General features: G+C 53.2%; 14 protein-coding genes and 1 other annotated feature. Of the genes, 10 read left to right on the forward strand and 4 right to left on the reverse strand.

Features of this window, described 5'->3' with window-relative positions; genetic code table 11:
• Positions 1-105: 105 nt before the first annotated feature.
• Positions 106-3,468, forward strand: coding sequence for a mechanosensitive channel MscK (gene mscK, locus BGE37_RS10235; protein WP_105277207.1), 3,363 nt, complete (start codon positions 106-108; stop codon positions 3,466-3,468).
• A 211-nt stretch (positions 3,469-3,679) separates the two neighbouring features.
• Here the strand turns inward: mscK and rsmS are convergent, their stop codons facing one another.
• Positions 3,680-3,841 carry a pleiotropic regulatory protein RsmS gene (rsmS, locus tag BGE37_RS10240; RefSeq protein WP_000051146.1) on the reverse strand — a complete coding sequence of 54 codons (162 nt, stop codon included), beginning with the start codon at positions 3,839-3,841 and terminating at the stop codon, positions 3,680-3,682.
• A gap of 13 nt (positions 3,842-3,854) precedes the next feature.
• A complete protein-coding gene (gene priC, locus BGE37_RS10245; protein WP_088541926.1) occupies positions 3,855-4,382 on the reverse strand; it encodes a primosomal replication protein N'' in 528 nt (175 codons plus the stop codon).
• Between the two features lie 69 nt (positions 4,383-4,451).
• On the opposite strand from priC, the gene BGE37_RS10250 reads away from it, so the two are divergent.
• The 8 genes from BGE37_RS10250 (at position 4,452) to hemH (ending at position 12,483) form a co-directional block, all read left to right on the forward strand.
• A complete protein-coding gene (locus tag BGE37_RS10250) occupies positions 4,452-4,829 on the forward strand; it encodes a DUF454 family protein (RefSeq protein ID WP_001188905.1) in 378 nt (125 codons plus the stop codon).
• A gap of 152 nt (positions 4,830-4,981) precedes the next feature.
• Positions 4,982-5,533 (forward strand): adenine phosphoribosyltransferase, encoded by a 552-nt coding sequence (gene apt / locus BGE37_RS10260; RefSeq protein ID WP_000127356.1) that lies wholly within the window; start codon positions 4,982-4,984, stop codon positions 5,531-5,533.
• A gap of 128 nt (positions 5,534-5,661) precedes the next feature.
• Positions 5,662-7,593, forward strand: coding sequence for a DNA polymerase III subunit gamma/tau (gene dnaX, locus BGE37_RS10265; RefSeq protein ID WP_032183490.1), 1,932 nt, complete (start codon positions 5,662-5,664; stop codon positions 7,591-7,593).
• Positions 6,926-6,990 (forward strand) — a sequence feature (DnaX frameshifting element). Its footprint overlaps the gene before it by 65 nt.
• 52 nt (positions 7,594-7,645) lie before the next feature.
• A complete protein-coding gene (locus BGE37_RS10270) occupies positions 7,646-7,975 on the forward strand; it encodes a YbaB/EbfC family nucleoid-associated protein (RefSeq protein ID WP_000467098.1) in 330 nt (109 codons plus the stop codon).
• On the forward strand, positions 7,975-8,580 hold the full coding sequence (recR, locus tag BGE37_RS10275) for a recombination mediator RecR (protein ID WP_001195025.1): 606 nt from the start codon (positions 7,975-7,977) through the stop codon (positions 8,578-8,580). Before BGE37_RS10270 ends, recR begins: the two co-directional genes overlap by 1 nt.
• Positions 8,581-8,689: 109 nt before the next feature.
• Positions 8,690-10,564: a molecular chaperone HtpG gene (gene htpG, locus BGE37_RS10280; RefSeq protein ID WP_000678208.1), complete on the forward strand. Its 1,875-nt coding sequence runs from the start codon at positions 8,690-8,692 to the stop codon at positions 10,562-10,564.
• Between the two features lie 180 nt (positions 10,565-10,744).
• Complete coding sequence (gene adk / locus BGE37_RS10290; RefSeq protein ID WP_001220233.1) at positions 10,745-11,389, forward strand: adenylate kinase; 645 nt, start codon at positions 10,745-10,747, stop codon at positions 11,387-11,389.
• 131 nt (positions 11,390-11,520) lie between these two features.
• The gene (hemH, locus tag BGE37_RS10295) at positions 11,521-12,483 is read left to right on the forward strand and encodes a ferrochelatase (protein WP_105287993.1); all 963 of its coding nucleotides are present in this window, start codon (positions 11,521-11,523) and stop codon (positions 12,481-12,483) included.
• Here hemH and aes read toward each other — a convergent pair.
• Positions 12,480-13,439, reverse strand: coding sequence for an acetyl esterase (gene aes / locus BGE37_RS10300; RefSeq protein WP_105277208.1), 960 nt, complete (start codon positions 13,437-13,439; stop codon positions 12,480-12,482). The genes hemH and aes overlap by 4 nt on opposite strands.
• Positions 13,440-13,590: 151 nt before the next feature.
• Between aes and gsk the strand changes: the two genes are divergently transcribed.
• Entirely contained in the window at positions 13,591-14,895 is a 1,305-nt protein-coding gene (gene gsk, locus BGE37_RS10305) for an inosine/guanosine kinase (protein WP_000671574.1), read from the forward strand.
• Positions 14,896-15,103: 208 nt separating this feature from the next.
• Here the strand turns inward: gsk and ybaL are convergent, their stop codons facing one another.
• On the reverse strand, positions 15,104-16,780 hold the full coding sequence (gene ybaL / locus BGE37_RS10310) for a YbaL family putative K(+) efflux transporter (protein WP_000546224.1): 1,677 nt from the start codon (positions 16,778-16,780) through the stop codon (positions 15,104-15,106).
• Positions 16,781-16,931 lie beyond the last annotated feature (151 nt).

Here is a 16,931-nt window from a genome sequence, read left to right on the forward strand (position 1 = left end):
TTTCCTGGACATTTTCGCCGTTGCTATTCTGGTTCATTGCGTCGTGATATTCTTGCGGTTTGACTTTTTCAGGTCGTTCTTCAGGTTCAGAAACCTTCATTCATCATGACTATGTTCCAGTATTACAAACGATCACGGCATTTTGTTTTTTCAGCATTCATTGCTTTTGTTTTGGTCTTGTTATGCCAGAATGCGGCGTTTGCGCGGGCGCCATCGAATGGTGATCTGCCGACAAAAGCGGACCTGCAGGCACAACTTGACTCACTGAATAAACAAAAAGATCTTTCTGCTCAGGACAAACTGGTGCAGCAGGATCTGACAGATACATTAGCCACCCTCGATAAAATCGATCGCATAAAAGAAGAGACAGTTCAGCTACGGCAAAAAGTCGCTGAAGCGCCGGAAAAAATGCGTCAGGCGACCGCGGCGTTAACAGCACTTAGCGATGTCGATAACGACGAAGAAACGCGCAAAATTCTGAGCACGCTTTCGTTGCGCCAGCTGGAAACTCGCGTTGCCCAGGCGCTGGACGATTTGCAAAACGCACAAAACGATCTGGCGTCTTATAACAGCCAGCTGGTTTCGTTACAGACGCAGCCCGAACGCGTGCAAAATGCGATGTATAACGCTTCGCAGCAGCTGCAACAAATTCGCAGCCGCCTGGATGGCACTGATGTCGGCGAGACTGCCTTACGTCCCAGCCAGAAAGTGTTAATGCAGGCTCAGCAGGCTTTGCTGAATGCCGAGATTGACCAGCAGCGTAAAAGCCTGGAAGGGAACACCGTCTTACAGGATACCTTGCAAAAGCAGCGTGATTACGTGACGGCGAACAGTGCTCGTCTGGAACACCAGTTGCAACTGTTGCAAGAAGCGGTAAACAGTAAGCGCCTGACCTTAACCGAAAAAACGGCGCAGGAAGCCGTCTCTCCGGATGAAGCTGCACGTATTCAGGCTAATCCGCTGGTGAAGCAGGAACTGGAAATTAACCAGCAGTTAAGTCAGCGTCTGATTACCGCGACTGAAAACGGTAATCAGTTGATGCAGCAAAACATTAAAGTCAAAAACTGGCTGGAGCGGGCGCTGCAATCGGAACGCAATATTAAAGAGCAGATTGCCGTCCTGAAGGGCAGCCTGCTGTTGTCTCGTATCCTTTACCAGCAACAACAAACGCTGCCCTCGGCGGATGAACTGGAAAACATGACCAACCGCATCGCGGATTTGCGTCTCGAACAGTTTGAAGTCAACCAGCAGCGTGATGCGCTCTTCCAGAGTGATGCGTTCGTTAACAAGCTGGAAGAAGGCCACGCCAACGAAGTTAACAGTGAAGTTCATGACGCATTACTCCAGGTTGTGGATATGCGTCGCGAACTGCTGGATCAGCTTAATAAACAGTTGGGTAACCAGTTGATGATGGCCATTAACCTGCAAATCAACCAGCAGCAGTTAATGAGCGTGTCGAAAAACCTGAAATCGATCCTGACTCAGCAAATCTTTTGGGTGAACAGTAACCGTCCAATGGACTGGGACTGGATCAAAGCGTTCCCACAAACGCTGAAAGATGAATTTAAGTCGATGAAGATCACGGTAAACTGGGAAAAAGCCTGGCCTGCCGTCTTTATCGCTTTCCTCGCTGGTTTACCACTGCTATTAATTGCCGGGCTGATCCACTGGCGTCTGGGATGGCTGAAAGCGTATCAACAAAAACTGGCTTCCGCTGTGGGTTCCCTGCGTAACGACAGCCAGCTCAACACACCAAAAGCGATCCTTATCGACCTGATCCGTGCGCTGCCGGTGTGCCTGATTATTCTCGCGGTTGGTCTGATTCTGCTAACCATGCAGCTCAACATCAGCGAACTGCTGTGGTCGTTCAGTAAAAAACTGGCGATTTTCTGGCTGGTGTTTGGCCTGTGCTGGAAGGTACTGGAGAAAAATGGCGTTGCCGTGCGTCACTTCGGCATGCCGGAACAGCAGACCAGCCACTGGCGTCGGCAAATTGTCCGCATCAGTCTCGCGTTGCTGCCTATCCATTTCTGGTCTGTGGTGGCAGAACTTTCCCCGCTGCATCTGATGGATGATGTGCTGGGGCAGGCGATGATTTTCTTCAACTTGCTGCTGATTGCCTTCCTGGTGTGGCCGATGTGCCGCGAAAGCTGGCGTGATAAAGAGTCGCACACCATGCGACTGGTCACCATTACCGTACTGTCGATTATCCCGATTGCGTTGATGGTGCTGACCGCCACGGGTTATTTCTACACCACGCTGCGCCTCTCCGGGCGTTGGATTGAAACCGTTTATTTGGTGATCATCTGGAACCTGCTGTACCAGACGGTATTGCGCGGCTTAAGCGTAGCGGCGCGGCGTATCGCCTGGCGTCGTGCGCTGGCGCGTCGGCAGAATCTGGTGAAAGAGGGCGCAGAAGGGGCTGAACCGCCGGAAGAACCCACCATTGCACTGGAGCAGGTTAACCAGCAGACGCTGCGTATTACCATGTTGCTGATGTTTGCGCTGTTCGGTGTCATGTTCTGGGCGATTTGGTCAGATTTGATTACCGTGTTCAGCTATCTCGACAGCATTACGCTCTGGCATTACAACGGCACTGAAGCTGGCGCTGCGGTGGTGAAAAACGTCACCATGGGCAGTCTGTTGTTTGCGATTATCGCCTCAATGGTAGCCTGGGCGTTGATTCGCAACCTGCCTGGTTTGCTGGAAGTATTGGTGCTCTCGCGACTGAATATGCGCCAGGGCGCGTCGTATGCCATTACTACCATCCTTAACTACATCATCATTGCCGTTGGTGCGATGACGGTGTTCGGATCGCTGGGTGTCTCGTGGGATAAACTCCAGTGGCTGGCGGCGGCATTATCCGTAGGTCTTGGTTTTGGTTTACAAGAGATCTTCGGTAACTTCGTCTCCGGTTTGATTATCCTGTTCGAACGTCCGGTGCGCATTGGCGATACGGTAACCATTGGTAGCTTCTCGGGGACGGTAAGTAAGATTCGTATTCGTGCGACAACGATTACCGATTTCGATCGCAAAGAAGTGATCATCCCGAACAAAGCGTTTGTTACCGAGCGTCTGATCAACTGGTCGTTAACCGACACCACCACGCGTCTGGTGATCCGCCTGGGCGTGGCCTATGGCTCCGATCTGGAAAAAGTGCGTAAAGTGTTGCTGAAGGCGGCGACTGAGCACCCAAGGGTGATGCACGAACCCATGCCGGAAGTCTTCTTTACGGCGTTTGGTGCCAGCACGTTGGATCACGAGCTGCGCCTGTACGTGCGTGAACTGCGTGACCGCAGTCGTACTGTCGATGAGCTGAACCGTACTATTGATCAGCTGTGCCGTGAAAACGACATCAACATTGCCTTTAACCAGCTTGAAGTGCATCTGCACAACGAGAAGGGCGATGAGGTGACGGAAGTAAAACGCGACTACAAAGGCGACGATCCGACACCAGCGGTTGGGTAATAACCAAAGGGGGCGACATTTAGTTGCCCCGAGATTACTGACAAAGTGCGCGTTGTTCATGCCGGATGCGGCGTGACCGCCTTATCCGGCCTACGAAACCGCAAGAATTCAATATATTGCAGGAGCGGTGTAGGCCTGATAAGCGTAGCGCATCAGGCAGTTTTGCGTTTGCCCGCAATCTTAGGGGACATTTAGCGGCCCCATTTATTTCTCACTTTTCCGCCTCATCATCGCGCGTTAATTTCTTTTCATAATCGCGTTTTACAATATCCAGCGCACGCAGCACGGTGCGCGCTGGGATCTGATTTTCTTCCAGCAGCACAATCAAATCGACAGCCAGTTTGACATCGTCAGGGGCATTTTCCAGTGACATACTCTCTCCATTGCTAGCGGGTTAAACGCGCTAACCTGTTTTCGATTTTTTCCAGCGCATGGCGGCAGCGTGCCAGGCGCGCTTCATAAGCTTCTACTTCACGATGCAGCGTTTGCTGTTCCACGAGATCGGTCACCCGCGCCAGGCGGGCTTTACGTTCGGCAACCATCTCACGAAGTCGCCGCTCAAAATCCTGATGCTGAATACGTTTACGCTGCCAGCGGGCAATTTTCGGTGGCGCACTGTCCCACTCGCGCAATGACCAGGCGGAGGCTTCACGCGCGATGGCTTCCAGTTGTGCAGCCAGATGTTCCGCCAGCCAGGCCACTTGCGGCAGCTGTTGCTGCTCAACCGCATGACGAAGCGCAGCCAGATTATCGCCCGCCTCATCGAGACAAGCCTGTAGTGTTGTCGCACGGGTCTGAAAAAGGTGCCTGTCAAAACGGGCACTTAGCGTGGCAAATTGCGCTACCGGGGCACAACGCTGACGCAGCGTGGCGAGCTGTCCTTCCAGTTTTTCCAGCAGCAGGGCGGTTTTCACGATAAGACCTCAATGAAAATGATAATTGTTATGCTAAAGTAGCCACTCTGTAAGCTGACAACACTCAATATGCAACGAATCATTTTAATCATCATTGGCTGGCTGGCGGTAGTGCTGGGTACGCTAGGCGTGGTATTACCGGTATTACCGACGACGCCGTTTATCCTGCTGGCGGCCTGGTGCTTTGCCCGTTCTTCCCCGCGCTTTCACGCCTGGTTGCTGTACCGCTCATGGTTTGGCAGCTATCTACGTTTCTGGCAGAAACATCATGCGATGCCGCGCGGCGTCAAACCGCGGGCGATTTTGCTTATTTTGCTCACGTTTGCCATTTCTTTGTGGTTCGTCCAGATGCCATGGGTGCGCATCATGTTGCTGGTAATTCTCGCCTGTTTGCTTTTTTATATGTGGCGAATTCCGGTGATTGATGAAAAGCAAGAAAAGCACTGAAGCACAACAATCGCAGTTGCAATTATTGCGTACAGCCAGTACATTCTGGCGTTTTCGAGCACAGGCGCAGGCGGTCAAAGGTTAAACAACTGTTACTTTTGATACGTTTAAAACGCGCCGTGAGTACCACCGTAACAAGCAGGCATACACTTATGACCGCGACTGCACAGCAGCTTGAGTATCTCAAAAATAGCATCAAAAGCATTCAGGACTACCCAAAACCCGGCATTCTTTTCCGTGATGTCACCAGCTTACTGGAAGACCCGAAAGCTTACGCTCTCAGCATCGACTTGCTGGTTGAGCGTTACAAAAATGCGGGCATTACCAAAGTTGTCGGCACCGAAGCGCGTGGCTTCTTGTTTGGCGCTCCGGTAGCTCTGGGTCTGGGCGTTGGCTTTGTACCGGTCCGTAAACCGGGCAAACTGCCGCGTGAGACCATCAGTGAAACTTACGATCTGGAATACGGCACCGATCAGCTGGAAATCCACGTTGATGCCATCAAACCGGGCGACAAAGTTCTGGTGGTGGACGACCTGCTGGCAACCGGCGGCACTATCGAAGCGACCGTTAAACTGATCCGTCGTCTGGGTGGTGAAGTGGCTGATGCTGCGTTCATTATCAACCTGTTCGATCTCGGCGGCGAACAGCGTCTCGAAAAACAGGGCATTACCAGCTACAGCCTTGTTCCGTTCCCGGGCCATTAATTATCGTCAGTCTTGCGCTGCTCACGCTACGGGCAGCACAAGATGTGCATTCAGCCTCGCCGTTCTGACGGGGCTGTGTTAGCATTACCCCTTCGTGAATCCACCTTCCAGCGTTTCAGAGCCTGCCAATGAGTTATCAGGTCTTAGCCCGAAAATGGCGCCCACAAACCTTTGCTGACGTCGTCGGCCAGGAACATGTGCTGACCGCACTGGCGAACGGCTTGTCGTTAGGGCGTATTCATCATGCTTATCTTTTTTCCGGCACCCGTGGCGTCGGAAAAACCTCTATCGCCCGACTGCTGGCGAAGGGGCTAAACTGCGAAACCGGCATTACCGCGACGCCGTGCGGCGTGTGCGATAACTGTCGTGAAATTGAGCAGGGGCGCTTTGTCGATCTGATTGAAATCGACGCCGCCTCGCGCACCAAAGTCGAAGATACCCGCGACCTGCTGGATAACGTCCAGTACGCGCCAGCGCGTGGTCGTTTTAAAGTTTATCTGATCGACGAAGTGCATATGCTGTCGCGCCACAGCTTTAACGCACTGTTAAAAACCCTTGAAGAACCGCCGGAGCACGTCAAGTTTCTGCTGGCGACGACCGATCCGCAGAAATTGCCGGTGACGATTTTGTCACGCTGCCTGCAATTTCATCTCAAGGCGCTGGATGTCGAGCAAATTCGCCATCAGCTTGAGCACATCCTCAACGAAGAACATATCGCTCACGAGCCGCGGGCGCTGCAACTGCTGGCGCGCGCCGCTGAAGGCAGCTTGCGAGATGCCCTAAGTTTAACCGACCAGGCAATTGCCAGCGGTGACGGCCAGGTTTCAACCCAGGCGGTCAGTGCGATGCTGGGTACGCTTGACGACGATCAGGCGCTGTCGCTGGTTGAAGCGATGGTTGAAGCCAACGGCGAGCGTGTAATGTCGCTGATTAATGAAGCCGCCGCTCGTGGTATTGAGTGGGAAGCGTTGCTGGTAGAAATGCTCGGCCTGTTGCACCGCATTGCAATGGTGCAACTTTCCCCTGCTGCGCTGGGCAACGACATGGCCGCCATCGAGCTGCGGATGCGTGAACTGGCGCGCACCATACCGCCGACGGATATTCAGCTTTACTATCAAACGCTGTTGATTGGTCGCAAAGAATTACCGTATGCGCCGGACCGCCGCATGGGCGTTGAGATGACGCTGTTGCGCGCACTGGCGTTTCATCCGCGTATGCCGCTGCCTGAGCCAGAAGTGCCACGCCAGTCTTTTGCGCCCGTCGCGCCAACGGCAGTAATGACGCCAACCCAGGTGCCGCCGCAACCGCAATCAGCTCCGCAGCAGGCACCGACTGTACCGCTCTCAGAAACCACCAGCCAGGTGCTGGCGGCGCGCCAACAACTGCAGCGCGCACAGGGAGCAACCAAAGCAAAAAAGAGTGAACCGGCAGCCGCTACCCGCGCGCGGCCGGTGAATAACGCTGCGCTGGAAAGACTGGCTTCGGTCACCGATCGCGTTCAGGCGCGTCCGGTGCCATCGGCGCTGGAAAAAGCACCAGCCAAAAAAGAAGCGTATCGCTGGAAGGCGACCACTCCAGTGATGCAGCAAAAAGAAGTGGTCGCCACGCCGAAGGCGCTGAAAAAAGCGCTGGAACATGAAAAAACGCCGGAACTGGCGGCAAAGCTGGCGGCAGAAGCCATTGAGCGCGATCCTTGGGCGGCACAGGTGAGCCAACTTTCGCTACCAAAACTGGTCGAACAGGTGGCGTTAAATGCCTGGAAAGAGGAGAGCGACAACGCAATATGCCTGCATTTGCGCTCCTCTCAGCGGCATTTAAACAACCGCGGTGCACAGCAAAAACTGGCTGAAGCGTTGAGCACGTTAAAAGGTTCAACGGTTGAACTGACTATCGTTGAAGATGATAATCCCGCGGTGCGCACGCCGCTGGAATGGCGTCAGGCGATATACGAAGAAAAACTTGCGCAGGCGCGCGAGTCCATTATTGCGGATAATAATATTCAGACCCTGCGTCGGTTCTTCGATGCGGAGCTGGATGAAGAAAGTATCCGCCCCATTTGATCGTAAGCACAGCTTACGTTCGTCATCCTTAACGTGATTGAGAGAGAAACCTATGTTTGGTAAAGGCGGTCTGGGTAACCTGATGAAGCAAGCCCAGCAGATGCAAGAAAAAATGCAGAAAATGCAGGAAGAGATCGCGCAGCTGGAAGTGACCGGCGAATCTGGCGCAGGTCTGGTAAAAGTGACCATCAACGGTGCACACAACTGCCGTCGCGTAGAGATCGACCCGAGCCTGCTGGAAGACGACAAAGAGATGCTGGAAGATCTGGTGGCTGCAGCATTCAACGACGCAGCACGTCGTATCGAAGAAACGCAGAAAGAAAAAATGGCCTCTGTTTCCTCCGGAATGCAGCTGCCGCCTGGCTTTAAGATGCCGTTCTGATGCAAACCAGCCCGCTGTTAACACAGCTTATGGAAGCACTGCGCTGTCTGCCGGGCGTTGGCCCGAAGTCGGCGCAGCGTATGGCGTTCACGCTGCTTCAGCGCGATCGTAGCGGCGGGATGCGTCTGGCGCAGGCGCTCACCCGGGCGATGTCGGAAATCGGCCACTGCGCCGATTGCCGCACCTTCACCGAACAGGAAGTCTGTAACATCTGTTCGAATCCGCGTCGTCAGGAAAACGGTCAAATCTGCGTGGTGGAGAGTCCGGCGGACATTTACGCCATTGAGCAGACGGGGCAGTTTTCAGGTCGTTATTTTGTGTTGATGGGGCACCTGTCACCGCTGGACGGCATCGGTCCGGATGATATCGGGCTTGATCGTCTGGAACAGCGTCTGGCAGAGGAAAAAATCACTGAAGTGATCCTCGCCACCAACCCCACGGTTGAAGGTGAAGCTACCGCTAACTACATTGCCGAGCTTTGCGCGCAATATGACGTGGAAGCCAGCCGAATCGCTCATGGCGTACCGGTTGGCGGCGAGCTGGAAATGGTCGATGGCACCACGCTGTCACACTCCCTTGCCGGGCGTCATAAGATTCGTTTTTAAGCAAACGAGAGCAGGATCACCTGCTCTCGCTTGAAATTATTCTCCCTTGTCCCCATCTCTCCCTCATCCTGTTTTTAACCTTAAAATGGCATTATTGAGGTAGACCTACATGAAAGGACAAGAAACTCGTGGTTTTCAGTCAGAAGTGAAACAGCTTCTGCACCTGATGATCCATTCTCTCTATTCCAATAAAGAAATCTTCCTGCGTGAGCTTATCTCTAACGCCTCCGATGCGGCGGACAAGCTGCGTTTCCGCGCGCTCTCTAACCCGGACCTGTACGAAGGTGATGGCGAACTGCGCGTTCGTGTCTCTTTCGATAAAGACAAGCGCACGCTTACCATCTCCGATAACGGCGTGGGGATGACCCGCGACGAAGTGATTGACCATCTGGGGACTATCGCTAAATCCGGCACCAAATCATTCCTCGAATCCCTGGGTTCTGACCAGGCGAAAGACAGCCAACTGATCGGTCAGTTTGGTGTTGGTTTCTACTCTGCGTTTATCGTGGCCGACAAAGTGACCGTGCGTACTCGCGCGGCAGGCGAAAAACCAGAAAACGGCGTCTTCTGGGAATCGGCTGGCGAAGGTGAATATACCGTTGCCGACATCACCAAAGAAGATCGTGGTACTGAAATCACCCTGCATCTGCGTGAAGGCGAAGACGAGTTCCTCGATGACTGGCGCGTGCGTTCCATCATCAGCAAATACTCCGACCATATCGCGCTGCCGGTAGAGATCGAAAAACGCGAAGAGAAAGACGGCGAAACCGTTATCTCCTGGGAGAAAATCAACAAAGCGCAGGCGCTGTGGACCCGTAACAAGTCGGAAATCACCGACGAAGAGTACAAAGAGTTCTACAAACACATCGCCCACGACTTTAACGATCCGCTGACCTGGAGCCACAACCGCGTTGAAGGTAAGCAGGAGTACACCAGCCTGCTGTATATTCCGTCGCAGGCACCGTGGGATATGTGGAACCGCGATCATAAACACGGCCTGAAACTGTATGTTCAGCGTGTGTTCATCATGGACGACGCAGAACAGTTCATGCCGAACTATCTGCGCTTCGTGCGTGGTCTGATTGACTCCAGCGATCTGCCGCTGAATGTTTCCCGTGAAATCCTCCAGGACAGCACGGTAACGCGTAACCTGCGCAATGCGCTGACCAAGCGTGTGCTGCAAATGCTGGAAAAACTGGCGAAAGACGATGCGGAAAAATACCAGACCTTCTGGCAACAGTTTGGCCTGGTACTGAAAGAAGGTCCGGCGGAAGATTTCGCTAACCAGGAAGCGATCGCCAAACTGCTGCGTTTTGCTTCTACCTATACCGACTCTTCTGCGCAGACCGTGTCTCTGGAAGACTACGTTTCCCGCATGAAAGAAGGGCAGGAGAAAATCTACTACATCACCGCAGACAGCTATGCGGCAGCGAAGAGCAGCCCGCACCTGGAACTGCTGCGTAAGAAAGGCATCGAAGTTCTGCTGCTTTCCGACCGCATCGATGAGTGGATGATGAACTATCTGACTGAGTTCGACGGTAAACCGTTCCAGTCTGTGTCTAAAGTTGACGAGTCGCTGGAAAAACTGGCTGACGAAGTTGATGAGAGCGCGAAAGAAGCGGAGAAAGCACTGACTCCGTTCATCGACCGTGTGAAAGCCCTGCTCGGCGAGCGCGTGAAAGATGTCCGTCTGACTCACCGTCTGACCGATACGCCAGCGATCGTTTCGACCGACGCGGACGAAATGAGCACCCAGATGGCGAAACTGTTCGCTGCGGCGGGCCAGAAAGTACCAGAAGTGAAATACATCTTCGAACTGAACCCGGATCACGTACTGGTGAAACGTGCGGCAGATACTGAAGATGAAGCGAAGTTCAGCGAGTGGGTAGAACTGCTGCTGGATCAGGCGCTGCTGGCAGAGCGCGGTACGCTGGAAGATCCGAACCTGTTTATTCGCCGTATGAACCAGCTGCTGGTTTCCTGATGTAATGCCGGATGACCCTCGTGTCATCCGGCATTTTTCTTTTCATCATCTGTCCTTTCCGCAAATTATCTCGCCATTAACCGTTTCAGCCTCAGGTGCCTTTCTTGAGGCAATCGCCTGATGGTGGTATCGTTTATCGCTTTTTCAAAAAATTCGACACATTTTAAGGGGATTTTCGCAATGCGTATCATTCTGCTTGGCGCTCCGGGCGCGGGGAAAGGGACTCAGGCTCAGTTCATCATGGAGAAATATGGTATTCCGCAAATCTCCACTGGCGATATGCTGCGTGCTGCGGTCAAATCTGGCTCCGAGCTGGGTAAACAAGCAAAAGACATTATGGATGCTGGCAAACTGGTCACCGACGAGCTGGTGATCGCGCTGGTTAAAGAGCGTATTGCTCAGGAAGACTGCCGTAATGGTTTCCTGTTGGATGGCTTCCCGCGTACCATTCCGCAGGCAGACGCGATGAAAGAAGCGGGCATCAACGTTGATTACGTTCTGGAATTCGACGTACCGGACGAACTGATTGTTGACCGTATCGTAGGCCGCCGCGTTCACGCGCCGTCTGGTCGTGTATATCACGTTAAATTCAATCCGCCGAAAGTAGAAGGCAAAGACGACGTTACCGGTGAAGAACTGACTACCCGTAAAGACGATCAGGAAGAAACCGTGCGTAAACGTCTGGTTGAATACCATCAGATGACTGCACCGCTGATCGGCTACTACTCCAAAGAAGCGGAAGCGGGTAACACCAAATACGCGAAAGTTGACGGCACCAAACCGGTTGCTGAAGTTCGCGCTGATCTGGAAAAGATCCTCGGCTAATTAAGCCGCAGCAGATCTGCTTTCGGGCAGGTCTGCTCATCCTCCTCAGGCAAAACCTCTCACAGCAATTAGTTCTTCTTCTTCACTTTTCCGCTACAATTATCAACAAGTTGAATCGATAAGAGGCGGTAATGCGTCAAACTAAAACCGGTATTCTGCTGGCAAACCTGGGTACACCCGATGCCCCCACTCCTGAAGCGGTAAAACGCTACCTGAAACAATTTTTAAGCGACAGACGCGTGGTTGATACCTCACGGCTGTTGTGGTGGCCGTTGCTGCGCGGCGTGATTTTGCCGCTGCGCTCGCCGCGTGTGGCGAAGTTGTATGCCTCTGTCTGGATGGAGGGCGGCTCGCCACTGATGGTTTACAGCCGCCAGCAACAGCAGGCGCTGGCACAACGTTTACCGGAGACGCCCGTAGCGCTGGGAATGAGCTACGGCTCGCCATCACTGGAAAGCGCCGTAGATGAACTCCTGGCAGAGCATGTAGATCATATTGTGGTGCTGCCGCTTTATCCGCAATACTCCTGTTCAACGGTCGGTGCGGTATGGGATGAGCTGGCACGCATTCTGGCGCGCAAACGTAGCATTCCGGGGATATCGTTTATTCGTGATTACGCCGATAACCACGATTACATTAATGCACTGGCGAACAGCGTACGTGCTTCTTTTGCCAAACATGGCGAACCGGATCTGCTGCTGCTCTCTTATCATGGCATTCCCCAGCGTTATGCAGATGAAGGCGATGATTATCCGCAACGTTGCCGCACAACGACTCGCGAACTGGCTTCCGCACTGGAGATGGCACCGGAAAAAGTGATGATGACCTTTCAGTCGCGCTTTGGGCGGGAACCCTGGCTGATGCCTTATACCGACGAAACGCTGAAAATGCTCGGAGAAAAAGGCGTAGGTCATATTCAGGTGATGTGCCCGGGCTTTGCTGCAGATTGTCTGGAGACGCTGGAAGAGATTGCCGAGCAAAACCGTGAAGTCTTCCTCGGTGCGGGCGGTCAAAAATACGAATATATTCCGGCGCTTAATGCTACACCGGAACATATCGAAATGATGGCTAATCTTGTTGCCGCGTATCGCTAAAGCTGAGCGGTAAAGAACTGAGCGCCGTCGCGAAGAGCCTCGTCGGCGGCTTTCATCATCCGTGAATAATGCAAAAAGGCGTGTAACGTGCCTGGGTAGAGTTTGAACTCACAGGGCTGCTGATGCGCCGCTAACGTCTGGTAAAGCAGACGGCTGTCATCCAGCAGCGGATCGAACTCCGCCCCGGCAATAAAACAGGGCGGAACTTCGCGAGTGAGATCATTATTAAACAGGCAGTAATACGGCGACTCGCGGTCCGCGTCGTTGCTTAAATACGCCTCTTCATACATCTGTAAATCCTGTTGCGTTAAGCCATCCCAGACACCGCCCAACAGACGACGAGTCACGGAATCCCGTAATCCGTAAAGCCCATACCACAGCAAAACGCCCGCAACTTCACCGCAATCTATCTGTTTATCACGTAACCACAACGCACTGGCGAGCGCCAGCATTGCGCCTGCAGAATCACCGGCAAAACCAATGCGTGACATATTGATTTGATAATCCTCTGCCTGCTGGTGGAAGTGGCAACAGGCAGCCACAATTTCCTCTATTGCCTGCGGAAAACGTGCTTCCGGCGAAAGAGTGTAAGCAATACCAATCACTGTACATTGGGTGTAATTTGCCAGCAGTCGCATAATCCGATCGTGGGTATCAAGATTGCCGAGAATAAAACCACCACCATGCAGATAAAATAGTGTCGCCGGGCTGTGACTTTTGGGTGAGTAGAGGCGAGTCTCGACCTGACCATAAGGTGTGGGAACCATGTAAGCGCTGGTTGCCATTTCTGGAGCGCCAGCATTCCAGAATCGGCGCTCAAGCGTGTAATACTGACGTTGCTCTGCAATCGTTCCCGTTGCGGGCCAGGGCGGTAAATCCGGCTGAAGAGTATTCACAACGGTCTTCATTTCAGCAGAAATAAGGTCCAGAACGGGTAATTTGTTTTCCGGCTTCATGCAAAAACTCCTTTCAAATTACGTCATTGTAAGGAACCACTGCCATGAAAATGCGATCCCGCCTGCTGATATTGAAACTGGCTGCGTCTCGCGCGCTCCCGTCAGATTGTGTTAACATTCGCCGCTCAGTTAACCACCCGTAAAAACAACCATGAAATTTCCCGGCAAACGTAAATCCAAACATTATTTTCCCGTAAACGCACGCGATCCGCTGCTTCAGCAATTCCAGCCAGAAAACGAAACCAGCGCTGCCTGGGTAGTGGGTATCGATCAAACGCTGGTCGATATTGAAGCGAAAGTGGATGATGAGTTCATTGAGCGTTATGGATTAAGCGCCGGGCATTCACTGGTGATTGAGGATGATGTTGCCGAAGCACTTTATCAGGAGCTGAAACAGAAAAACCTGATTACCCATCAGTTTGCGGGTGGCACTATTGGTAACACCATGCACAACTACTCGGTGCTCGCGGACGACCGTTCGGTGCTGCTGGGCGTCATGTGCAGCAATATTGAAATTGGCAGCTATGCCTATCGTTACCTGTGTAACACCTCCAGCCGTACCGATCTTAACTATCTGCAAGGCGTGGACGGCCCGATTGGTCGCTGCTTTACCCTGATTGGCGAGTCCGGGGAACGTACCTTTGCTATCAGCCCTGGCCACATGAACCAGCTGCGGGCTGAAAGTATTCCGGAAGATGTGATTGCCGGAGCCTCGGCACTGGTTCTCACTTCTTATCTGGTGCGTTGTAAGCCGGGTGAACCCATGCCGGAAGCAACCATGAAAGCCATTGAGTACGCGAAGAAATATAACGTACCGGTGGTGCTGACGCTGGGCACCAAGTTTGTCATTGCCGAGAATCCGCAGTGGTGGCAGCAATTCCTCAAAGATCACGTCTCTATCCTTGCGATGAACGAAGATGAGGCCGAAGCGTTGACCGGAGAAAGCGATCCGTTGTTGGCATCTGACAAGGCGCTGGACTGGGTTGATCTGGTGCTGTGCACCGCCGGGCCAATCGGCTTGTATATGGCGGGCTTTACTGAAGACGAAGCGAAACGTAAAACCCAGCATCCGCTGCTGCCGGGCGCTATCGCGGAATTTAACCAGTATGAGTTTAGCCGCGCCATGCGCCATAAAGATTGCCAGAACCCGCTGCGCGTCTATTCTCACATTGCGCCTTATATGGGTGGGCCGGAAAAGATCATGAACACCAACGGTGCCGGGGATGGCGCACTGGCAGCATTGCTGCATGACATTACCGCCAACAGCTACCACCGTAGCAACGTACCAAACTCCAGCAAACATAAATTCACCTGGTTAACGTATTCGTCATTAGCGCAGGTGTGTAAATATGCTAACCGTGTGAGCTATCAGGTACTGAACCAGCATTCACCTCGTTTAACGCGCGGCTTACCGGAGCGTGAAGACAGTCTGGAAGAGTCTTACTGGGATCGTTAAGTTATCGGACTGATGACAGTCGGATGCGGCATAAACGCCTTATCCGACCTACGAAAGATGGCACCTGTAGGCTGGATAAGATGTGTCAACATCGCATCCGGCAATGACAGTCGGATGCGACATAAACGCCTTATCCGACCTTTGGAAGGTGGCACCTGTAGGCCGGATAAGATGCGCCAGCATCGCATCCGGCAATGGAATCAATGTCTTACCCCGTCACCACTTCACCCGCCGGTGGCGTTTCCAGCAGTTCCAGCATAGTACGGGCGATTTCACGCTCGCCCATTACCACCTGATTCGCCCCGCGCTCGGTAATATATGCTACCTCGTCGTCATAATGGGCGCGGGCGATAATCTCAATATCCGGGTTTTTCGCGCGAGCAGACGCCACAATCTCGCCTGCTTCGTAACCATTAGGAATCGTCAGGATCAGCCATTTTGCGCATTCCAGATGCGCTAGTTGCATAATTTCTTCATTCGCCGCGTTGCCCAATACCGCCCGGACCCCGCGCTCGCGCAGTTCATCGACGCGAGTACGTGACGTCTCAATCACCACTAAAGGAATATCAGAGGCGAGCAATTTCTCCCCCAGCAGGCTGCCCACACGACCATAACCTACCAGCAGCGCATGGTTGCAGATATCCACCGGAATCTGCTTCTCCTCTTCGATAGCTTCTTCCAGCGTCTGCTCTTCCAGCGTTTCGGTCTTCGCCAGATATTTCTCCAGCAGCGCGAACAGCACCGGGTTAAGCATAATCGACAGGATTGCCCCTGCCAGCACCAGGTTTTGTCCGGCCTGCGGCAACAGATCCAGCGCCATCCCCAGCCCCGCCAGGATAAAAGCGAACTCACCAATTTGCGCCAGGCTGGCGGCGATAGTTAATGCCGTACGTTGAGAGTGACCAAACAGTCGCACCAGGAAAAACGCGGCTAAGGACTTACCAAACAGAATAATCGCCAGCGTCGCTAGCACCGCCAGTGGTTGCTGAATCAGAATTAACGGATCAAACAGCATTCCGACGGAGACAAAAAACAGCACCGCAAACGCGTCGCGCAATGGCAGCGTATCGTGGGCAGCACGGTGACTCAGTTCAGACTCGTTCAGTACCATCCCGGCGAAGAACGCGCCCAGCGCAAAGGAGACGTCAAACAGTTCCACCGCGCCAAAAGCAATCCCTAACGCTAGCGCCAGCACCGACAGGGTAAATAGCTCGCGGGAACCGGTTGCCGCGCTGCGTGCCATAATCCACGGCACCAGACGGCGACCTACCAGCATCATAATGGCGATAAATGCGATCACCTTGCCAATGGTGATCCCCATATCAACGGCCAGCGTCGCAAAGCCCACATCACCCTGTTCCATCATTCCTGCTACTGCGGGCAGCAATACCAGCGTCAGAACCATGACCAGGTCTTCCACAATCAACCAACCGATGGCGATTTGCCCACGCTGGCTGTCTATTAATTGCCGTTCTTCAAGTGCGCGCAGTAACACCACGGTACTGGCGGTGGAAAGACATAAACCGAACACGATACCGGTCATTAACGACCAGCCCAGCACGGCGGAGAGCGCCATACCCAGCAGCGTCGCCACGGCTATCTGGGCGATCGCGCCGGGAATGGCGATGGCCTTTACCGCCATCAAATCCTTCAGCGAAAAGTGCAAACCGACGCCGAACATCAGCAGAATAACGCCCAGCTCCGCCAGTTCCGGCGCGAGCTTGGTATCGGCAACAAAGCCAGGAGTGAATGGTCCCGCCAGCACACCTGCTAACAGGTATCCCACCAGAGGAGAAATGCGTAGTTTATTGGCCAGCATGCCGAGGATAAAGGCGAGCACAAGGCCGCCAACAATGGTGGTGATAAGCGGGGTGGCGTGATGCATTCCGTCTCCTTTTCCTGGTGGTTATTGTCCATTTTTGGCCGGGAAAACCAAAATTACACGTAATAGTTTATGACAATTTCATTGATGATGTTTATGAATAATTGTTGAATTTTGCAGAAAAATGGAATTAGCGGCAAAAAAAGCACGGATC

The organism is Escherichia sp. MOD1-EC6300 (assembly GCF_002965045.1).
In the GTDB taxonomy this organism is placed as follows: Bacteria; Pseudomonadota; Gammaproteobacteria; order Enterobacterales; family Enterobacteriaceae; genus Escherichia; species Escherichia coli_F.

Excerpts from the sequence above, each read along its gene's own strand:
- aes (WP_105277208.1), bottom strand. The coding sequence starts at position 13,439 with ATGAAGCCGGAAAACAAATTACCCGTTCTGGACCTTATTTCTGCTGAA.
- BGE37_RS10270 (WP_000467098.1), top strand. The coding sequence starts at position 7,646 with ATGTTTGGTAAAGGCGGTCTGGGTAACCTGATGAAGCAAGCCCAGCAG.
- htpG (WP_000678208.1), top strand. The coding sequence starts at position 8,690 with ATGAAAGGACAAGAAACTCGTGGTTTTCAGTCAGAAGTGAAACAGCTT.
- BGE37_RS10250 (WP_001188905.1), top strand. The coding sequence starts at position 4,452 with ATGCAACGAATCATTTTAATCATCATTGGCTGGCTGGCGGTAGTGCTG.
- mscK (WP_105277207.1), top strand. The coding sequence starts at position 106 with ATGACTATGTTCCAGTATTACAAACGATCACGGCATTTTGTTTTTTCA.
- apt (WP_000127356.1), top strand. The coding sequence starts at position 4,982 with ATGACCGCGACTGCACAGCAGCTTGAGTATCTCAAAAATAGCATCAAA.
- recR (WP_001195025.1), top strand. The coding sequence starts at position 7,975 with ATGCAAACCAGCCCGCTGTTAACACAGCTTATGGAAGCACTGCGCTGT.
- gsk (WP_000671574.1), top strand. The coding sequence starts at position 13,591 with ATGAAATTTCCCGGCAAACGTAAATCCAAACATTATTTTCCCGTAAAC.
- hemH (WP_105287993.1), top strand. The coding sequence starts at position 11,521 with ATGCGTCAAACTAAAACCGGTATTCTGCTGGCAAACCTGGGTACACCC.
- rsmS (WP_000051146.1), bottom strand. The coding sequence starts at position 3,841 with ATGTCACTGGAAAATGCCCCTGACGATGTCAAACTGGCTGTCGATTTG.
- ybaL (WP_000546224.1), bottom strand. The coding sequence starts at position 16,780 with ATGCATCACGCCACCCCGCTTATCACCACCATTGTTGGCGGCCTTGTG.
- dnaX (WP_032183490.1), top strand. The coding sequence starts at position 5,662 with ATGAGTTATCAGGTCTTAGCCCGAAAATGGCGCCCACAAACCTTTGCT.
- adk (WP_001220233.1), top strand. The coding sequence starts at position 10,745 with ATGCGTATCATTCTGCTTGGCGCTCCGGGCGCGGGGAAAGGGACTCAG.